The following is a 16722-nucleotide window of genomic DNA, read 5'->3' as shown; positions in this document are numbered from 1 at the left end:
TAGACCACTATTGTAAGGTTCTGGCACAGGTTCGCGGTTGGTGATGCCCGCCCGGCACCGTATGATCCTTTATCCCTCCCAGCAGATCAGATCGCTATGTCATTGATAGTTCTACTGCTTCTGCCCTTCATCGGTAGCTGCCTGGCAGCGGTGCTGCCCCACGACGCGCGCAACCGCGAGTCGATACTGGCCGGCGTGGTGGCCCTCACGGGCACCGTCGCCGTAGCGCTGATGTACCCGCAAATCGCCCACGGCGGTGTCATTCGCGAAACCTACGACTGGCTGCCCAGCCTGGGGCTCAACTTCACCCTGCGCATGGACGGCTTCGCCTGGCTGTTCTCGCTGCTGGTACTGGGGATTGGCACGCTGGTGGCCTTGTACGCGCGCTACTACATGTCGCCGGACGACCCGGTGCCGCGCTTCTTCGCGTTTTTCCTGGCGTTCATGGGTGCCATGCTCGGCCTGGTGGTTTCCGGCAACCTGGTGCAGATGGTGTTTTTCTGGGAACTGACCAGCCTGTTCTCGTTCCTGCTGATCGGCTACTGGCACCACCGCGCCGATGCCCGCCGCGGCGCCTACATGGCGCTGGCGGTGACCGGTGCCGGCGGCCTGTGCCTGCTGGCCGGCGTACTGCTGCTGGGCCAGGTGGTGGGCAGCTATGACCTGGACGCGGTGCTGGCGGCCGGCGAGCTGATCCGCGGCAGCCACCTGTACCCGGTGCTGCTGACGCTGATCCTGCTCGGCGCGCTGAGCAAGAGCGCGCAGTTCCCGTTCCACTTCTGGTTGCCCCACGCCATGGCGGCGCCCACGCCGGTGTCGGCGTACCTGCACTCGGCAACCATGGTCAAGGCCGGGGTGTTCCTGCTGGCGCGGCTGTGGCCGTCGCTGTCGGGCAGCGAGCAATGGTTCTGGATGGTCAGCGGCGCTGGCGCCTGCACCCTGTTGCTGGGTGCCTACTGCGCCATGTTCCAGAACGACCTGAAAGGCCTGCTGGCCTATTCCACCATCAGCCACCTGGGCCTGATCACCCTGCTGCTGGGCCTCAACAGCCCGCTGGCAGCGGTGGCAGCAGTGTTTCACATCCTCAACCACGCCACTTTCAAGGCCTCGCTGTTCATGGCCGCCGGCATCATCGACCACGAAAGCGGCACCCGCGACATTCGCCGCCTGAGCGGGCTGTTCCGGTTGATACCCTTCACCGCCACCCTGGCCATGGTGGCCAGCGCCGCCATGGCCGGGGTGCCCTTGATGAACGGGTTCCTCAGCAAGGAAATGTTCTTTGCCGAAACCGTGTTCATCACCTCCACCGCCTGGGTGGAGGCGGCACTGCCGGCCATCGCCACCATCGCCGGCACCTTCAGCGTGGTCTATGCCCTGCGCTTCACCGTGGACGTGTTCTTCGGCCCACCCGCCACCGACCTGCCCCACCAACCCCACGAGCCCCCACGCTGGATGCGCGCGCCAGTGGAGTTACTGGTGATGCTGTGCCTGGTGGTGGGCATCTTTCCGGCGCAGTCGGTCGGCCCGTTGCTGGCCGCCGCCGCGCTGCCGGTGGTGGGCGGCGAGCTGCCCGAGTACAGCTTGGCGATCTGGCACGGCTTCAACGCACCACTGATCATGAGCCTGATCGCCATGGGCGCCGGTGTGCTGCTGTACCTGCTGCTGCGCGGCCAGTTGCAGCGCGGGCGCTTCCAACGGCCGCCACTGGTGGGCCGCTTCAATGGCAAGCGCCTGTTCGAGCGCAGCCTGGTGCTGCTGATGCGCCTGGCGCGGCGCACTGAACGCTGGCTGACCACCCGGCGCCTGCAACCGCAGCTGTTCATGCTGGTGCTGGTGGCCGTGGTGGCCGGGTTGATCCCCCTGTTGCACAGCGGCCTGACCTGGGGCCTGCGGCCGAAAATAGCCGGCTCGGGGGTGTTCGTCGCCCTGTGGTTGATAGCCATCGCCTGCGCCCTGGGCGCCGCGTGGCAGGCCAAGTACCACCGGCTGGCGGCGTTGACCATGGTCAGCGTGTGCGGGCTGATGACCTGCATCACCTTCATCTGGTTCTCGGCGCCGGACCTTGCCCTGACGCAATTGGTGGTGGAGGTGGTGACCACGGTGCTGATCCTGCTGGGCCTGCGCTGGCTGCCACGGCGTATCGAAGACGCCCTGCCGCTGCCCGGCAGCGAAGGCCGGGCACGGGTGCGGCGGCTGCGCGACCTGGTGCTGGCCATGGCCGCCGGCGGTGGCATGGCGGCGCTGTCCTACGCCATGCTGACCCGCGCCACGCCCAACCACATCTCCGAGTTCTACCTGCGCAAGGCGCTGCCCGAGGGCGGCGGCAGCAACGTGGTCAACGTCATGCTGGTGGACTTCCGCGGTTTCGACACCCTGGGCGAGATCACCGTGCTGGCTGCCACGGCCCTGGCCATCTTTGCCCTGCTGCGGCGCTTCCGGCCACCGCGCGAGAGCATCCAGCTGCCGGCCCAGCAGCGCCTGCTGGCGCCCGACGTGGTCACCGACCTGGTCAACCCGCGCCAGGCCAGCGACACGGCCCTGGGCTTCATGATGGTGCCGGCGGTGCTGGTGCGCCTGCTGCTGCCGATCGCGGTGGTGGTGGCCATGTACCTGTTCATGCGCGGCCACAACCAGCCCGGCGGCGGCTTTGTCGCCGGGTTGGTGATGGCGGTGGCGTTCATCCTCCAGTACATGGTGGCCGGCACCCAGTGGGTGGAGGCGCAGATGCGCCTGCGGCCGCTGCGCTGGATGGGCGTGGGCCTGCTGTTCGCGACACTCACCGGGGTGGGCGCGATGCTGCTGGGCTATCCGTTCCTCACCACCCACACCGCGCACCTGCACTTGCCGCTGCTGGGCGAGGTGCACGTGGCCAGCGCGCTGTTCTTCGACATTGGCGTGTTCAGCGTGGTGGTAGGCTCCACCCTGCTGATCCTCACTGCCCTGGCGCACCAGTCGGTGCGCAGCCACAAACCCACCGGGCTGCCCAAGCCCATCGCCGTACCGCAAGGGAGTGCCTGATGGAAGAAGTCATCGCAATTGCCATCGGCGTGCTGGCCGCCTCGGGGGTGTGGCTGATCCTGCGGCCGCGGACCTTCCAGGTGGTGATGGGCCTGTGCCTGCTGTCCTACGGGGTGAACCTGTTCATCTTCAGCATGGGCAGCCTGTTCATCGGCAAGGAGCCGATCATCAAGGACGGCGTGCCCCAGGACCTGCTGCACTACACTGACCCCCTGCCCCAGGCGCTGGTACTCACGGCCATCGTCATCAGTTTTGCCATGACCGCGCTGTTCCTGGTGGTGCTGCTGGCCTCGCGCGGGCTTACCGGCACCGACCATGTGGACGGCCGGGAGCGCCAGGAATGAACCTGATGCCCTCCCTGTTGATCGCGCCCATCCTGCTGCCGCTGCTGACCGCCGCCGTGATGCTGTTGCTGGGCGAGAAGCACCGGCCCCTGAAGGCACGCATCAACCTGCTGTCCACCCTTGCTGGCCTGGCCATCGCCGCGCTGCTGTTGCACGGCGCCCAGCAGCAGGGGCCGACCAGCGCCATCGGCGTGTACCTGCCCGGCAACTGGCCGGCACCGTTTGGTATCGTGCTGGTGCTGGACCGCCTTTCGGCGCTGATGCTGGTGCTTACCGGCATCGTCGCCAGCGCTGCGCTGCTGTTCGCCATGGCGCGCTGGGACCGCGCCGGGGCCAGCTTCCACGCGCTGTTCCAGATCCAGCTGATGGGTCTGTACGGTGCCTTCCTGACGGCCGACCTGTTCAACCTGTTCGTGTTCTTCGAGGTGCTGCTGGCCGCCTCCTACGGCATGCTGCTGCATGGCTCGGGCCGCGCGCGGGTGTCCTCGGGGTTGCATTACATCGCCATCAACCTGCTCGCCTCGTCGCTGTTCCTGATTGGCGCGGCGATGATCTACGGCGTCACCGGTACCCTGAGCCTGGCCGACCTGGCGCTGAAAATCCCGCTGGTGCCCGAAGCCGACCGCGGCCTGTTGCACGCCGGCGTGGCTATCCTGGCCACGGCTTTCCTGGCTAAGGCTGGCATGTGGCCGCTGAATTTCTGGCTGGTGCCCGCCTACGCCTCGGCCAGTGCGCCGGTCGCGGCGCTGTTCGCGATCATGACCAAGGTGGGGGTCTATACCCTGTTGCGGCTGTGGACGCTGCTGTTCTCCACCCAGGCAGGGGCCTCGGCGCACTTTGGCGGCGACTGGCTGCTCTACGGCGGCCTGGCCACCATCGCCGTGGCCGGCATCGCCGTGCTGGCGGCGCAGCGGCTGGAGCGCATGGCCAGCCTGAGCATCCTGGTATCGGCCGGCACCCTGCTGGCCGCCATCGGCTTCGGCGTGCCGGCCATCACCGGCGGCGCGCTGTTCTACCTGGTCAGCTCGACCCTGGCGCTGGCAGCGCTGTTCCTGCTGGCCGAACTGATAGAACGCTCGCGCTCGGCGAACGAAATTTCCCTGGATGACGACGGCGACCTGCTGCCACGCCCCGTGGAGTCACTGCACCCGCCCAAGGGCATCAACCTGGACGATGAGCAGAAGGCCGTGGTGGGCCAGGTGATCCCCTGGACCATGGCGTTCCTGGGCCTGAGTTTCATTGCCTGCGCGTTGCTGGTAATCGGCATGCCGCCGCTGTCCGGCTTCATCGCCAAGCTGAACCTGATCCGCGTGCTGTTCGTCGACGCCAGCCCGGCAGCCTGGGCATTGGTAGCGCTGCTCATCCTCTCGGGCCTTGCGACCTTGCTGGCCATGACCCGCGTCGGCATCCAGCGCTTCTGGACACCCCAGGAGCGGCCATCGCCGCTGCTGCGGCGCTTTGAATGCGTGCCCATCGTTGTGCTGCTGGGCCTGTGCCTGCTGCTGACCGTGCAGGGTGAGGCGCTGTTGCGTTTTACCCAGGACACCGCCGAGCGGCTCGACGACCCTAGCCAATACATCGAGGCAGTGATGGCCGCCGAGGTGCGCCCATGAAGCGCCTGTTTCCCGCCCCACTGCTGAGCCTGGCCTGCGCGCTGCTGTGGCTGCTGCTGAATCTGTCCCTGAGCGCCGGCAACCTGTTGCTGGCGGCGCTGCTGGGGGTACTGGCCCCCTTGCTGATGACCTCGCTGCGGCCGCTGCCGGTGCGCATCCGCAAGCCCGGCACCATCCTGCGCCTGCTGTGCCGGGTGGGCGTCGACGTGGTGATGTCCAACCTGCAGGTGGCCTGGGGTGTGCTCAACCTGGGGCGCAAGCCGCCGCGCTCGGCGTTCGTCAAGGTGCCGCTGGACCTGCGTGACGCCAACGGCCTGGCCGCGCTGTCGACCATCACCACGGTGGTGCCCGGCACGGTGTGGTCGGAGCTGGCGCTGGACCGCAGCGTCCTGCTGCTTCACGTGTTCGACCTGGACGACGAGGCGCGCTTCATCCAGCACTTCAAGGACACCTACGAACGCCCACTCATGGAGATCTTCGAATGAGTGCCCTGCTCGACCACGTCGTCGTGCTGAGCCTGGCGATATTCGCCGTGGCCATGCTGTTGACCCTGTACCGGCTGTTCAAGGGCCCATCCGCCCAGGACCGCGTGCTGGCGCTGGACTACCTGAACATCCTGGGCATGCTGACCATGCTCACCCTGGGCATCCGCTACGGCAGCGAAACCTACTTCGAGGCCGCATTGCTGATTGCCCTGTTCGGCTTTGTCGGCTCGTTCGCCCTGGCCAAATTCCTGCTGCGCGGCGAGGTGATCGAATGAACGAGTTACCCATCTGGGTGCAGGTGGCCATAGGTGCGTTGCTGCTGTTGGGCAGCCTGTTCGCGCTGCTGGGGGCCATCGGCATGGTGCGCCTGCAGGACTTCTTCCAGCGCATGCACCCGCCGGCCCTGGCCTCGACCATTGGAGCCTGGTGCGTGTCGCTGGCGTCGATACTGCTGTTTTCGTTCCGCGAACAAAGCCCGGTGCTGCACGCCTGGCTGATCCCCATTCTGCTGGCCATCACCGTGCCGGTGACCACGCTGCTGCTGGCGCGCACGGCGCTGTTCCGCAAGCGCATGGCCGGCGAGGCGGTGCCGGGCGAAGTCAGCAGCCGCCGTTAAAACGCAGCCTGCGGCAGCTACGTCATCGGGATATGCACTGTGGGAGCTGGCTTGCCAGCGAGCTGTTGGGGCCATAAAGGCTCGCTGGCAAGCCAGCTCCCACAAGTACAGTTGCTGCTACGGGTTTGCCAGGGCGGCCGCGACTTTTTCGGCCACCGGCGCCGGTACCCAACTGCGCCACAGGTCGGGGTGGGCCTTGAGGAATTCGGTAGCCGCCTGGCGCGGCGGCAGATGCCCCTCGCTCATGGTGGCCAGCGCCTTGTTCAGGTCATCGATGGGCAGTTGCACGCCCTGGAAGAACGTCACCAGCTGCGGATACTGCTGGGCGAACGCCGACGACACGCCCACCGAGAGAATCGAAGGCGGCGAACGCGTCGGCTTCGGCGCCGGGTTGTCAGCCTGGGTCAGGGTCTTCCACGCCTCGGGGTCGAACGGCGGCTCCTGCAGTTGCACCAGCTTGTAGCGCCCCAGCAGCGGCGTCGGCGACCAGTAGTAGAACAGCACCGGCTGGCCACGCTTGATCTGCGAGGTGATCTCGGCGTCCAGCGCCGCGCCACTGCCCGAGCGGAAGTTGCTGTAGCTGTCGGTCAGCCCATAGGCCTTGAGCTTCTGGCCGTTGACCACTTCCGATGTCCAGCCGATGGGGCTATTGAGAAAGCGCCCCTTGTCAGGGTTTTCCGGGTCACGGAAGACGCTCTTGTAGCGCGGCAGGTCGCTGACGCTGCGCAGGTCCGGCGCCAGTGGCTTGAGGCCGCGCGCCGGGTCGCCCTTGATCACGTATTCAGGCACCCACCAGCCTTCGGTGGCGCCGGCCACCAGGTTGCCCAGGCCCTTGACCTGCCCTGCGGCCTCGGCCTTCACCCACACGGGGCTTCGCCCCGCCCATTCCTCGGCGATCACTTGAATGTCGTTCTTCGCCAGGGCGGTTTCCAGGGTGATGGTGGTACCTGGCAGCGTGTCGGTGGGCACCTCGAAGCCCTTTTCCACGATGATGCGCAGCATCTCGGTGATCAGGCTGCCGCTTTCCCAGTTCAGGTCGGCGAAGTGCACGGGCGCCGGGGCCGCGCGCGCAGGCGCCGCCGCCAGCGCCAGGCACCAGAGTACAACGGGAACGATCAGTTTCATCGGGCACAGCCTCTACAATCATGACTCGTTGACTGTAGACCAGTGCCGCCAGGTCATTCGCTGGGCTTGAAGGTCAACTCGCCCTTGCGCCACTTGGCGGCCTTCGACGACGCCGCTTTCAGGGTCTTGGCCAGGCCAACCTGCAGTTGTTCCTTTGCCGCGAAGACCATCACCACGGTCTGGCTTTCCTTGAACACGATGCCTTCACCGTCCGCAGTGCTGACGAAGGCATATTCACCCAGGCCGTACACCGCCAACTTGATCTCGCGGAACTTGATTTCAAACTTGCCGCCTTCACGGCTGGGCAATACCGCGGCGCGGAAGTGGTCGCCTACCTTGAGCTCCAGGCGCTGCTTGTCGTCCACCACCAATGCACTTTCAGTGTCGATTTCGGCCATGTAGATACCTTCGGCCGTTTGCTCGGTGACATACACGAAACGCGATTGAAAGAGTTTCACCAGTTTGGCGCGAAGATCGCCCAGCACGAACAGAGCGTGCATTTCCAGATTGCTTACTGCCAATTAAAAAATCCTCGAAATGAAAAGACTGCCGGTAATGACATGGGCAGCTGAACTGAACCTGTCCGCCCCCGAAGATGAAGGAGCGGAACACTATGAAAAACAAGTCCATGGGCAGGCGCGCGGCGCAAGCCTACAAGAAAGCCCCCGGCTGGGACGCTCGCAGATAGAGACTGCCCTTGAAGGAAAAGGCACGCGAACAGGTCGGCCATTGCCCAAACGCTGAAATCAGCAATACGCCGCAGGTTAAAGCGCCATTTCCTACATCGTGACGAAGTAAAAAGTGCGATAGCTATGCAACTCGCTCGACCATGAGGGTCAGCGCAGTTTGCAGCCAGTACCTCTCGGGAAGGAACGAATATGCACGATTCAATGGAAAGCCGTCGAGAGAATATCGACAAGGCTGACGCGGCTATCGACTTCGGCGTTGCATTGTACCGGCTCGAAGCCCCGTGGGGCTACCGCCAAACGCCGCGTTGCCAGGTAATTGCCGCCGGTCGCGACTTTTTTCACATACGCGAACAATACTCGGGGCGAACCCTGGGCTTTCGCCGTGGCCACCTCGCCGCTTGCCTGCTAGCCCGGCAATTGGAACGCACTGCTGCCCTCAAGGAGTTTGTAGCAGTGCCGATACAATAATAGAACCCCAAGGAGGTGGTCGCCCATGATGGATATCAATCCGGTTACCGCGCTGTTCGGCCTCGCCCCTGATGACCCGGCCAAACTGCGCGCCGAAGCAGAGGCTGCCGCCGACAAGGCCGCAGCCGCCAAGCGCCAGGCGCAACAAGTAGCCGCAAACCGGCGCGCGCGCAAGCACAATCAGCAGATAGCCAACCTGAAAAGCCAGGCCCGCCATGAACAGCATGAGTTCATGGCCGTGCAGAACGCCGAATACCACAGCGTGGCCGACCGCAACCTGGCGCTGATCCGCGCCAGGGCGAGCATGATGGCCGCGCGCATCGCCAGCGACCTGGCCACCTCGGTACCCGCACGCCCCCAACAGGACGCGCCCATACAGAATATTGATTCACGCAGTATCGACACCGACGCCTGATGCCGATGCATCGCTTCGCGGCGGCGTGAACTCCTGGCTCGCAAACCTTTCAGAGAATAGGTACGCCACCCGCCAAGGAGATGACATGGAAACCGAACAAACCAACCTGGGTACGCTATTCGAGCAACTGGGCCTGGACGGCGACCCCGCCAGCATCGACCGCTTCATCGCCGCGCACCCGCTGGCCGCCGACGTGAAACTGATTGATGCGCCGTTCTGGAATGAACGCCAGGCAACCTTCCTCAAGGAGGAACTGCGTGCCGACGGTGGCGACTGGGCCATTCCCATCGACGAACTGAACGTGCGCCTGCATCAGCAGGCCTGACGCGCCGGCAGCAGGCTGGGGTCTACCGCCAGCTGTGCCAGCCAGGCGTCGCGGCACTCCACGGCTTCGGCGCGGCTCGCGTAGGCGGTGCCGCGCCGTTCGCCGTTCACCAGCACCACCCAGCACACGCGCTTGCCCAGGGCCTGGAGGCCTTCGGGTACACCACTGCCGATCATCACGGCCACATCGACTTTGCTTTGCATGATTTCCCTCCCGAGATTTCATTAGCAAACTAACAATATGGCCATCTTAATGCCTCCATTGCTCAAGAAACAGCCAAACCTGGTACAGCTTCGTTACAGCAACGGTAACAAAAGGCCGTTATCCTCGAGCCTTTTGCGGCGTATATCCCAGCCGAAGCCCGCCCCAATGCCGTCCCTTCACGGTTATCGGCACTGACAAGTCATGCATGAGCTCACCGGTATCGCGGGTGTAGGTCTGCAGCAGCAACGGCTGCTGATGGCTGCCACAGCGGGCCCCGGTGCGGTCGTCAAAACGGCGCTTGGTGCGGTTGTGCACGGCGTCATGCGCCGCGTTACCGGTAAGCGGCTGGCTGAACGCCTGGTTATGGGTGGGCACATAGCCTTGCGGCGTGCAGGCAATGGCGAATACCAGCCCTTCATGACGCGCCAGCAGCGGTTCCTGTATCGCCGGTAGCACCTGATCGGCGTAGCGGTCGAAACGGGTGTGGAATTTTGCCGGCTGGGTGTTGGCGATGGGCTGGTACTGGCGGTCGAACAGATCTTCCAGGCTGATGCGGCCCTGCTCCACGTCCTGCTCGAACCGTTCGCCAATGCGTTTCGCGCCTTCGCGGGCCAGGTCGTAGATACGCTGGTGGTAGTCGTCCATGCCCACTTCGGCCAGGCGTTCGCTGATGCGTTCGGCCTGGGCTTCCATCTGCACGGCGGCCTCGGCCAGGCTGCGGGTCTGGCCATCGCTGACCGCCAGGTCGCTGCGCATCTGCTCCACGGCCTGGAACAGGCTGCCCAGTTGCTCGCGGTTGGTCTCGGCGCCGCGGGCAATTTCGCCGACCTGGGTTTCCACCCCTGCCGCCAGCGCCGCGATGGTGTCCAACTGCTCGCCGGTGTGTTCGACCTGCACCACCCCGGCGCCGAGGTCGCTGGCCAGTTCGCGAATCTGTTCCACCACCTGCGCGGTGCGCAACTGAATGTCGGCGACCATCTGCCCCACCTCCTCGGTGGCCGTGGCCGTGCGCCCGGCCAGCCCGCGCACCTCGTCGGCAACCACGGCGAAGCCGCGGCCGTACTCACCGGCGCGGGCGGCCTCGATGGCGGCATTGAGCGCCAGCAGGTTGGTCTGGCTGGCAATGGACTGGATGACTGCAGTCACCCGCTGGATGTCCTCGCTGCGCTGGCTCAGGGCCTCGATCAATTCGCGGCTGGCAGTCGCCCGCTCGCTGAGCTGGTGCATGCGGCTGATGGATTCAGCCAGCACCTCGCGCCCGGCCACGCTGTGGCGGTGGGCTTCGCTGGCGGCGCCCAGGGCTTGCTGGCTGAGTTGCGAGGTGGCCTGCTCGGTGCCGATCATCACCTCGGCGCTGCTGACGATCTGCGCTGCGGCGCCCAGCTGGGACTGCACGCGCGCAGCCAACTGGCGCACGGAAAAGGCCACGCCGGCGGCGGACAGGGCATTGTGGCTGGTGGTGTGCGACAGGTCGCGGGTCAAGGTGGCCAGCGGGTCGGGCGCGGTGGCGGCAGAAGGCGCGGCAGCAGGCTTGAGCACGCGCGACAGCCAGGCAAATACGCCCCCCGGGGCTGAAGGCCGGGCAGCGTCAAGCAGAGATCCGTCTCTCGTCATGGCAAGTACTCCATAGCTATTGTCGTTGTTTTGACGTCATTAAACGTCAAGTGATGGCAATTGGCTATGACCACTTGGGAGCAACGGGTGGGCGTGTTATGCCCTTTTGACGCGGCCTGCGGCCGCTGCTACAGGGGCCCCGTAGCAGCGGCCGCAGGCCGCGTCCGAAGCATCACGCCTGGCGCTGGTGCTTGTCGATCTGCTCGTGACGTTCCTGCGCTTCGATGCAGTACTTGGTGGTCGGGCTGATCAGCAAGCGCTTCAGGCCGATCGGCTCGCCGCTGTCGTCGCACCAGCCGAAGCTTTCGTCGGCGATGCGGCCCAGGGCCTGCTCCAGCTGCGGCAGCGAACGCTGGTCGCGGTCGATGACGTTCACCAGCCAGTGGCGCTCTTCTTCCACCGAGGCTGCGTCGGCCGGGTCGGCCGGGGTGTCCAGGCTTTCGATGGCGATGCGGCTCTGCTCGATGCGCTCGTGGGTTTCCACCTTCAGCGCCTGCAGCAGCTCGGTGAAGAATGCCAGTTGCGCAGCATTCATGTAGTCATCGGCCGGCATGGCCAGCAACTTTTCCTTTGTCATTGATTTCTCTATAAAAAATACGTGCATTAAGGCGAATCAAAAGGTGTGACCGGGCCTGGCCCGACCTCACGGAATTCTTCAAGCGCCAACTGGCACTCAATTTATGAGGGGCGGCAGTCTAAGGCCGGTTTTCGCGCGCAGCAACTGAATTGACGGTAGATTTGACCAATAACCGTTATATAAACGCAATCGGGTGGATGGCGGACGCCAAAAATACACCCGGCAGGTGGATTGTGCTCGGATAATTTGCAGGAAATGGCAGCGAACAGGCCGGCAACCAGTGGCCAAATGTAAAAAAGCCCGCCTGACACCGGGAGCGGTGGCAGGCGGGCAAAAAGCCGCAGCGAAGTCAGCGTTTGAGTATGCGTTTGTTGCGGTACTGGTCAATCACCACTGCCACCACGATGATCAGGCCCTTGATGATGTCCTGCACGTAGGCGTCCACCCCCACGAAAGTGAAGCCCGAAGCCATTACCCCAAGGATCAACGCGCCGATCACGGTGCCGCTGATGCGCCCTACCCCGCCCACCAGGCTGGTGCCGCCAATCACGGCCGCGGCGATGGCGTCCAGCTCATAGGACATGCCCATGCCGGCCTGGCCGGTGGCCGCCCGTGCCGAGGCCACCACGCCTGCCAGCCCGGCCAGCAGGCCGGCGATGCTGTAGACGATGATCAGGTGGCGCTTGACGTTGATGCCGCTGGTGCGCGCCGCCTGCATGTTGCCGCCGATGGCGTAGGTGTACTTGCCGTAGCGGGTGTAGCGCAGGGCGATGTGGAAAATCACCGCCACCACCAGGAAGATGATCACCGGCATGGCCCCGCGGCCGATGGCCGTGTAGCTGTCCGAGAGCATGCTGATGGGCTGGCCTTCGGTGTACAGGCGCGCCAGGCCGCGCGCCGAGACCATCATGCCGAGGGTGGCGATGAAGGGCGGGATGCCGGTCATGGCGATGATGCTGCCGTTGATGGCCCCCGCCAGCAGCCCCACCGCAAGGCCGGCGATCACCGGCGCCCACACGGGCAGGTCGGTGAGGTGCGGGAACACTGCCCGGGCGTAGTCGGAACTTTGCGCCAGGCTGGCCGCCACCATGGCCGACAACGCCAGCACCGAGCCGGACGACAGGTCGATACCGGTGGTGATGATCACCTGGGTCACGCCGATGGCGATCAGGCCGATGATGGACACCTGCAGAATCATCAGCACCAGGCGCTGGGAGTTCATCAGGAAGCTCTGGTCGCGCACGATCCAGCCGAACACCTCGAACACCAGGCCAATGCCGATCAGCACCAGCAGGATGCTCAGCTCGGTAGGCATGCGCCGGCGCGAGCGGCTGGGCGGTGCGGCGACAGGTTTGTTTTCAGTCAGGGTAGTCATGGCAAGGTTCCTATTAGGCGTGCGCGGACGCGGCAGGGTTGGGTGCCGCTGCGGTCACGCCGGAGGCCAGGTGCATGATGCGCTCCTGGGTCGCGTCGGCGCGGTCGAGGATGCCGGTCATGTGGCCTTCGTGCATCACCAGCACGCGGTCGCTCATGCCCAGCACTTCCGGCAGTTCCGAAGAGATCATGATCACCGCCAGGCCTTCGTCGGCCAGTTGCGCGATCAAGCGGTAGATTTCAGCCTTGGCGCCGACGTCGACGCCACGGGTGGGTTCGTCGAGGATCAGCACCCGCGGGTTGGTCATCAGCCAGCGCGCCAGCAGGGCCTTCTGCTGGTTGCCGCCCGAGAGGCTGTCGATGCACTGGTCCAGCGACGGGGTCTTGACCCGCAAACGCTTGCACATGTCTTCGCACAGCAAACGCAAGGTCTTCTCGTGGACGAAACCGTGGCCCACATGGTGTGGCAGCACCGCCACCTGCATGTTCTCCAGCACCGACAGGCACGGGAACAGCCCGGTCAGCTTGCGGTCCTCGGTCAGCAGCGCCAGGCCCAGGTGGATGGCCTGGCCCGGGTCGCTCATGCGCACCGCCTTGCCGTCGACGAAAATCTCGCCCTGGGTGCTGGGGGTAATACCGAACAGGGTCTCGGCGATGTTGGTGCGCCCTGCCCCCATCAGCCCGGCGATGCCCAGCACTTCACCGGCCCGCAGCTCGAAGGACACGCCTTCGAACACCCCGGCCAGGCCCAGGTTCTGCGCGGCCAGGCGTACCGGGCCCAGCGGTTGGGTACGCTGGGGGAACAGCTGGGTCAGCTCGCGGCCTACCATCAGCGTGATCAACTGGTCGCCATTGAGGCTGTGCGCCGGGTACTGGCCGATGAAACAGCCGTCGCGGAACACCGCTACCTGGTCGGCGATGGCGAACACCTCGTCCATCTTGTGGGTGATATAGACGATGGCCTTACCCTGGGCCTTGAGGTCCTGGATGATGGAAAACAGGTGGGCCACCTCCTTCTCGGTGATCGCCGACGTGGGCTCGTCCATGATCAGGATGTCGGAGTCGTAGCTCACCGCCTTGGCAATCTCGACCATCTGCCGGGCGGCGATGCTCAGCTCGCCCACCAGGTCGTCGGGCGACAGCGAAATGCGCAGGCGGTCCAGCAACTGCGCCGTGGCCCGGTGCATGGCGCCATGGTCCACCAGGTGCCAGGGGGTCAGCGGCTCGCGGCCGATCCAGATGTTCTCGGCGATGCTCATGTGCGGCATCAGGTTGAGTTCCTGGTGGATCATGGCGATGCCGGCCAGTTGCGCCGCCAGCGGGTTGTCCATCACCAGCGGCTCGCCACGCAGGCGCAGTTCGCCACTGTCGGGCTGGTGGATGCCGGCGATGATCTTCATCAGCGTCGACTTGCCGGCGCCGTTCTCGCCCATCAGCGCCAGCACCTCACCGCGGTGTACGCTCAGGCGCACGTTGTCCAGGGCGGTGACGCCGGGAAAGCGCTTGGTCACGCCGGTCACTTCCAGCAGGCATTCGTGTTCGATTGGATCGTTGGCAAAGGCAAGCATCGAGGTGCACTCCACAGGCTGGGCGAGCGATCAGTGTTTGAACTGGTCGGCGTTGTCCGCGGTAATCAGCTGGTACGGAACCATGAGCCGGGGCGCCACGGTTTCCTTGTGGGCCATTTTCACCGCGGCCTCCACCGAGGCGTCGGCCTGCCCCTTGGCGTCCTGGTACACGGAGACGGCCAGGTCACCCTTCTTCACCGCGTTGAGGCCGTCGGGCGTACCGTCGACGCCGCCGATCAGCACCTTGCCTTTCTCGACACCGGCCTGCTTGAGCGCCATGGCGGCGCCGATGGCCATCTCGTCGTTATTGGAGAGCACCGCGTTGAACTCGCGGCCCTGGGTAATCCAGTCGTTGACCAGGTCCATGCCCTTCTGGCGCAGCCAGATGCCGGTCTGTTCCTGATCGATCTTGATGCCAGGGTACTTGGCCAGTATTTCCTTCACGCCCTTGGTGCGGTTCTGGGTGGAGTTGTTGGCCAGGTCGCCCAGCAGAATCACCACGCTGCCCTTGCCGCCCATCTTGTCGGCCAGGTACTGGGCCTGCATTTCGCCGGCCTTGATGTCATCGGAGGCTACCACCACCACGCCCTTGGGCTGGTTGGGGTCATCGGGGCTGCGGTTGACGTACACCAGCGGGATGCCGGCCTGGGTGGCTTCGTCGGTGATGCGCTTGGTGGCGGCGGTGTCCACCGGGTTGACGATGATGGCGTCGACCTTCTGGCTGATGAAGCTTTCCACCTGGCTGAGCTGCTTGACCACGTCGCCGCGGGCGTCTTCGAACTGCAGCGAGACGCCGTCGGGCATGGCCTTGGCCTTGGCGCCCATGGCTTCGCGCAGGTAGGTCAGCCAGGTGTCATCGAACTGCGACATGGCCACGCCAACCTTGATATCGGCCAGGGCCACGCCACTGGCCATGGTCAGGGCGATTGCCAGGCAGAGGCGGCGAACGGGGGACGTGCGGGTGGAACGCAGCCGGGAGGCTTGCGGGGTGAAGGTTTTCATCGACGGCACCTTTTTATTGTTGTGCTTGGTTTTTTTCATCCGCCGCGCCGGTTGGGCAGCGGATGTGAAAGTCGGAACCTGCAATTGACTCTAGTAGAAAATAAATTCCATATCAAATGAATTTAGAATTTTATTGCATCCTATAATTTCACCACCTCACCCAGGGTTGCGCTGCGGCGCGCGGCGTCCAGCACCACCAGCGCCTGCACCGCGTCGCGGGCGTCCACGGGCAGTTCCGCACCCTGGTCCACGGCCGCCTGCAACTGCTGGTAGAACTGCAGCCAGTTGCCGCGTTCCGACGGCACTTTCTCGCGTTCCGCGCCCTGCTCGAACCAGCCCCAGCGCCGATGTTCCTCCACGCCCCAGTTGTCGCCGGCACTGGCCGGGGTCAGCCCGGCCTCGGCCTGTTCACTTTGCACGTCCAGGCCTTCGACGCTGTAGCTGCCATGCTCGCCGCACACGCGGAAGCGAGGGCGTGGCGCGCTTTGCAGGCCATTGCCGTGCAGGTGGCTGATGGTGCCGCTGGCGTGGGTCAGGGACACGAAGAAACCGTGGTCCACCGCCTGCCCCGGCTGCTGGGCCAATTCGGCGTACACCCGGGTCACCGGGCCGAACAGTTGCAGGGCCTGGTCCACCAGGTGGCTGCCCAGGTCACGCAGCCAGCCGCCGCCGCTGTCATTGCCCAGGTTATCCGGCTCATAGCGTTCCACCGCCGACTCGAAGCGCTGCACCTGGCCCAGCACGCCGCTGTCGACCAGCTTGCGCACGGTGAGGAAGTCCGAGTCCCACCGGCGGTTCTGGTACACGCTGAGGGGCACGCCCTGGCGCTCGGCGGAGTCCACCAGTACCTGCGCCTGCTGGGCGTCGGCGGCGAAAGGCTTGTCGCTGACCACCGCCACACCGTGCTCGATGGCCTCCAGCACCAGTGCCGGGCGGCCCTTCAGCGAGGTGGAAATCACCACCGCATCAACGCCCGCCTCCACCAACTGGGCCAGGGTGTCAAAGGCCGGTACCCCGGGGTAATCTGCCGCCAGTTGCGTGCGGCGTTCGGCCGAGCGCGTCACCACGCCCACCCACTGGGCGCTGCCCAGGCTGGCCAGCAGCGGTGCGTGAAACACGCGGCCGCCACGGCCGTAACCTACCAATCCGATACGCATGATCATTCTCCCGTGTAGCGAGTCAGGCTCAGTACGAAATGGTGTCGGTTCAACGATACGTGTGGGAGCTGGCGTGCCAGCGAGCGTTTTTGGGGGTGGAAACCAAGCGGGGCCGCCCCCGGCCCCCA

At 65.1% G+C, this 16722-nt stretch carries 18 protein-coding genes; 9 read left to right on the top strand and 9 right to left on the bottom strand.

Translation table 11 applies throughout. The features are described 5' to 3' along the window. Positions 1 to 96 precede the first annotated feature (96 nt). From AC0SZ7_RS24295 to AC0SZ7_RS24270, 6 genes are read left to right on the top strand one after another with little or no spacing between them, the layout of a single operon-like run. Positions 97 to 3018, top strand: a complete 2922-nt coding sequence (locus AC0SZ7_RS24295) for a monovalent cation/H+ antiporter subunit A (RefSeq protein ID WP_475506759.1) — start codon at positions 97 to 99, stop codon at positions 3016 to 3018. After that, positions 3018 to 3362, top strand: a complete 345-nt coding sequence (locus tag AC0SZ7_RS24290; RefSeq protein WP_416423628.1) for a Na+/H+ antiporter subunit C — start codon at positions 3018 to 3020, stop codon at positions 3360 to 3362. The genes AC0SZ7_RS24295 and AC0SZ7_RS24290 overlap by 1 nt, the downstream gene beginning before the upstream one ends. Next, the gene (locus tag AC0SZ7_RS24285) at positions 3359 to 4975 is read left to right on the top strand and encodes a monovalent cation/H+ antiporter subunit D (protein WP_475506758.1); all 1617 of its coding nucleotides are present in this window, start codon (positions 3359 to 3361) and stop codon (positions 4973 to 4975) included. The genes AC0SZ7_RS24290 and AC0SZ7_RS24285 overlap by 4 nt, the downstream gene beginning before the upstream one ends. Next, positions 4972 to 5460, top strand: a complete 489-nt coding sequence (locus tag AC0SZ7_RS24280) for a Na+/H+ antiporter subunit E (protein WP_475506757.1) — start codon at positions 4972 to 4974, stop codon at positions 5458 to 5460. Before AC0SZ7_RS24285 ends, AC0SZ7_RS24280 begins: the two co-directional genes overlap by 4 nt. Next, a complete protein-coding gene (locus AC0SZ7_RS24275) occupies positions 5457 to 5735 on the top strand; it encodes a K+/H+ antiporter subunit F (protein WP_475506756.1) in 279 nt (92 codons plus the stop codon). The genes AC0SZ7_RS24280 and AC0SZ7_RS24275 overlap by 4 nt, the downstream gene beginning before the upstream one ends. Further along, on the top strand, positions 5732 to 6076 hold the full coding sequence (locus AC0SZ7_RS24270; RefSeq protein ID WP_475506755.1) for a Na+/H+ antiporter subunit G: 345 nt from the start codon (positions 5732 to 5734) through the stop codon (positions 6074 to 6076). Before AC0SZ7_RS24275 ends, AC0SZ7_RS24270 begins: the two co-directional genes overlap by 4 nt. Positions 6077 to 6193: 117 nt before the next feature. Here AC0SZ7_RS24270 and AC0SZ7_RS24265 read toward each other — a convergent pair whose 3' ends face one another. Both AC0SZ7_RS24265 and AC0SZ7_RS24260 read right to left on the bottom strand, forming a co-directional pair. Then, the gene (locus AC0SZ7_RS24265; protein WP_475506754.1) at positions 6194 to 7201 is read right to left on the bottom strand and encodes an ABC transporter substrate-binding protein; all 1008 of its coding nucleotides are present in this window, start codon (positions 7199 to 7201) and stop codon (positions 6194 to 6196) included. A 53-nt stretch (positions 7202 to 7254) separates the two neighbouring features. Beyond that, a complete protein-coding gene (locus AC0SZ7_RS24260) occupies positions 7255 to 7722 on the bottom strand; it encodes a hypothetical protein (protein WP_473006184.1) in 468 nt (155 codons plus the stop codon). 357 nt (positions 7723 to 8079) lie between these two features. Between AC0SZ7_RS24260 and AC0SZ7_RS24255 the strand changes: the two genes are divergently transcribed. The 3 genes from AC0SZ7_RS24255 to AC0SZ7_RS24245 all read left to right on the top strand — a co-directional run bounded on the left by AC0SZ7_RS24255 (position 8080) and on the right by AC0SZ7_RS24245 (position 9098). Beyond that, positions 8080 to 8358, top strand: coding sequence for a hypothetical protein (locus tag AC0SZ7_RS24255; protein ID WP_475506753.1), 279 nt, complete (start codon positions 8080 to 8082; stop codon positions 8356 to 8358). Between the two features lie 25 nt (positions 8359 to 8383). Continuing rightward, a complete protein-coding gene (locus AC0SZ7_RS24250; RefSeq protein ID WP_475506752.1) occupies positions 8384 to 8773 on the top strand; it encodes a hypothetical protein in 390 nt (129 codons plus the stop codon). 85 nt (positions 8774 to 8858) lie between these two features. After that, positions 8859 to 9098 carry a DUF2789 domain-containing protein gene (locus AC0SZ7_RS24245; RefSeq protein ID WP_475506751.1) on the top strand — a complete coding sequence of 80 codons (240 nt, stop codon included), beginning with the start codon at positions 8859 to 8861 and terminating at the stop codon, positions 9096 to 9098. Here the strand turns inward: AC0SZ7_RS24245 and AC0SZ7_RS24240 are convergent. The 7 genes from AC0SZ7_RS24240 to AC0SZ7_RS24210 all read right to left on the bottom strand — a co-directional run bounded on the left by AC0SZ7_RS24240 (position 9086) and on the right by AC0SZ7_RS24210 (position 16594). Beyond that, positions 9086 to 9301, bottom strand: a complete 216-nt coding sequence (locus AC0SZ7_RS24240; protein WP_475506750.1) for a hypothetical protein — start codon at positions 9299 to 9301, stop codon at positions 9086 to 9088. The two genes, AC0SZ7_RS24245 and AC0SZ7_RS24240, sit on opposite strands and share 13 nt — an antisense overlap. Before the next feature lie 118 nt (positions 9302 to 9419). Beyond that, a complete protein-coding gene (locus AC0SZ7_RS24235; protein ID WP_475506749.1) occupies positions 9420 to 10916 on the bottom strand; it encodes a methyl-accepting chemotaxis protein in 1497 nt (498 codons plus the stop codon). A 172-nt stretch (positions 10917 to 11088) separates the two neighbouring features. Continuing rightward, positions 11089 to 11493 carry a TraR/DksA family transcriptional regulator gene (locus tag AC0SZ7_RS24230; protein ID WP_475506748.1) on the bottom strand — a complete coding sequence of 135 codons (405 nt, stop codon included), beginning with the start codon at positions 11491 to 11493 and terminating at the stop codon, positions 11089 to 11091. Between the two features lie 349 nt (positions 11494 to 11842). Further along, complete coding sequence (locus AC0SZ7_RS24225; RefSeq protein WP_475506747.1) at positions 11843 to 12868, bottom strand: ABC transporter permease; 1026 nt, start codon at positions 12866 to 12868, stop codon at positions 11843 to 11845. A gap of 13 nt (positions 12869 to 12881) precedes the next feature. Beyond that, on the bottom strand, positions 12882 to 14435 hold the full coding sequence (locus tag AC0SZ7_RS24220; RefSeq protein WP_475506746.1) for a sugar ABC transporter ATP-binding protein: 1554 nt from the start codon (positions 14433 to 14435) through the stop codon (positions 12882 to 12884). Positions 14436 to 14465: 30 nt separating this feature from the next. Beyond that, positions 14466 to 15350 (bottom strand): sugar ABC transporter substrate-binding protein, encoded by an 885-nt coding sequence (locus AC0SZ7_RS24215; RefSeq protein WP_475506784.1) that lies wholly within the window; start codon positions 15348 to 15350, stop codon positions 14466 to 14468. A 227-nt stretch (positions 15351 to 15577) separates the two neighbouring features. Then, complete coding sequence (locus tag AC0SZ7_RS24210) at positions 15578 to 16594, bottom strand: Gfo/Idh/MocA family protein (protein WP_475506745.1); 1017 nt, start codon at positions 16592 to 16594, stop codon at positions 15578 to 15580. Positions 16595 to 16722 lie beyond the last annotated feature (128 nt).

This window comes from Pseudomonas sp. JC1203, assembly GCF_056175065.1.
The sequence above is the reverse complement of the archived record's forward strand: the minus strand, read 5'-3'. Positions and strand labels throughout refer to the sequence as shown.

Excerpts from the sequence above, each read along its gene's own strand:
- AC0SZ7_RS24270 (WP_475506755.1), top strand. The coding sequence starts at position 5,732 with ATGAACGAGTTACCCATCTGGGTGCAGGTGGCCATAGGTGCGTTGCTG.
- AC0SZ7_RS24235 (WP_475506749.1), bottom strand. The coding sequence starts at position 10,916 with ATGACGAGAGACGGATCTCTGCTTGACGCTGCCCGGCCTTCAGCCCCG.
- AC0SZ7_RS24255 (WP_475506753.1), top strand. The coding sequence starts at position 8,080 with ATGCACGATTCAATGGAAAGCCGTCGAGAGAATATCGACAAGGCTGAC.
- AC0SZ7_RS24250 (WP_475506752.1), top strand. The coding sequence starts at position 8,384 with ATGATGGATATCAATCCGGTTACCGCGCTGTTCGGCCTCGCCCCTGAT.
- AC0SZ7_RS24265 (WP_475506754.1), bottom strand. The coding sequence starts at position 7,201 with ATGAAACTGATCGTTCCCGTTGTACTCTGGTGCCTGGCGCTGGCGGCG.
- AC0SZ7_RS24210 (WP_475506745.1), bottom strand. The coding sequence starts at position 16,594 with ATGCGTATCGGATTGGTAGGTTACGGCCGTGGCGGCCGCGTGTTTCAC.
- AC0SZ7_RS24225 (WP_475506747.1), bottom strand. The coding sequence starts at position 12,868 with ATGACTACCCTGACTGAAAACAAACCTGTCGCCGCACCGCCCAGCCGC.
- AC0SZ7_RS24290 (WP_416423628.1), top strand. The coding sequence starts at position 3,018 with ATGGAAGAAGTCATCGCAATTGCCATCGGCGTGCTGGCCGCCTCGGGG.
- AC0SZ7_RS24280 (WP_475506757.1), top strand. The coding sequence starts at position 4,972 with ATGAAGCGCCTGTTTCCCGCCCCACTGCTGAGCCTGGCCTGCGCGCTG.
- AC0SZ7_RS24215 (WP_475506784.1), bottom strand. The coding sequence starts at position 15,350 with ATGGCCAGTGGCGTGGCCCTGGCCGATATCAAGGTTGGCGTGGCCATG.
- AC0SZ7_RS24275 (WP_475506756.1), top strand. The coding sequence starts at position 5,457 with ATGAGTGCCCTGCTCGACCACGTCGTCGTGCTGAGCCTGGCGATATTC.
- AC0SZ7_RS24295 (WP_475506759.1), top strand. The coding sequence starts at position 97 with ATGTCATTGATAGTTCTACTGCTTCTGCCCTTCATCGGTAGCTGCCTG.
- AC0SZ7_RS24240 (WP_475506750.1), bottom strand. The coding sequence starts at position 9,301 with ATGCAAAGCAAAGTCGATGTGGCCGTGATGATCGGCAGTGGTGTACCC.
- AC0SZ7_RS24220 (WP_475506746.1), bottom strand. The coding sequence starts at position 14,435 with ATGCTTGCCTTTGCCAACGATCCAATCGAACACGAATGCCTGCTGGAA.
- AC0SZ7_RS24245 (WP_475506751.1), top strand. The coding sequence starts at position 8,859 with ATGGAAACCGAACAAACCAACCTGGGTACGCTATTCGAGCAACTGGGC.
- AC0SZ7_RS24230 (WP_475506748.1), bottom strand. The coding sequence starts at position 11,493 with ATGACAAAGGAAAAGTTGCTGGCCATGCCGGCCGATGACTACATGAAT.
- AC0SZ7_RS24285 (WP_475506758.1), top strand. The coding sequence starts at position 3,359 with ATGAACCTGATGCCCTCCCTGTTGATCGCGCCCATCCTGCTGCCGCTG.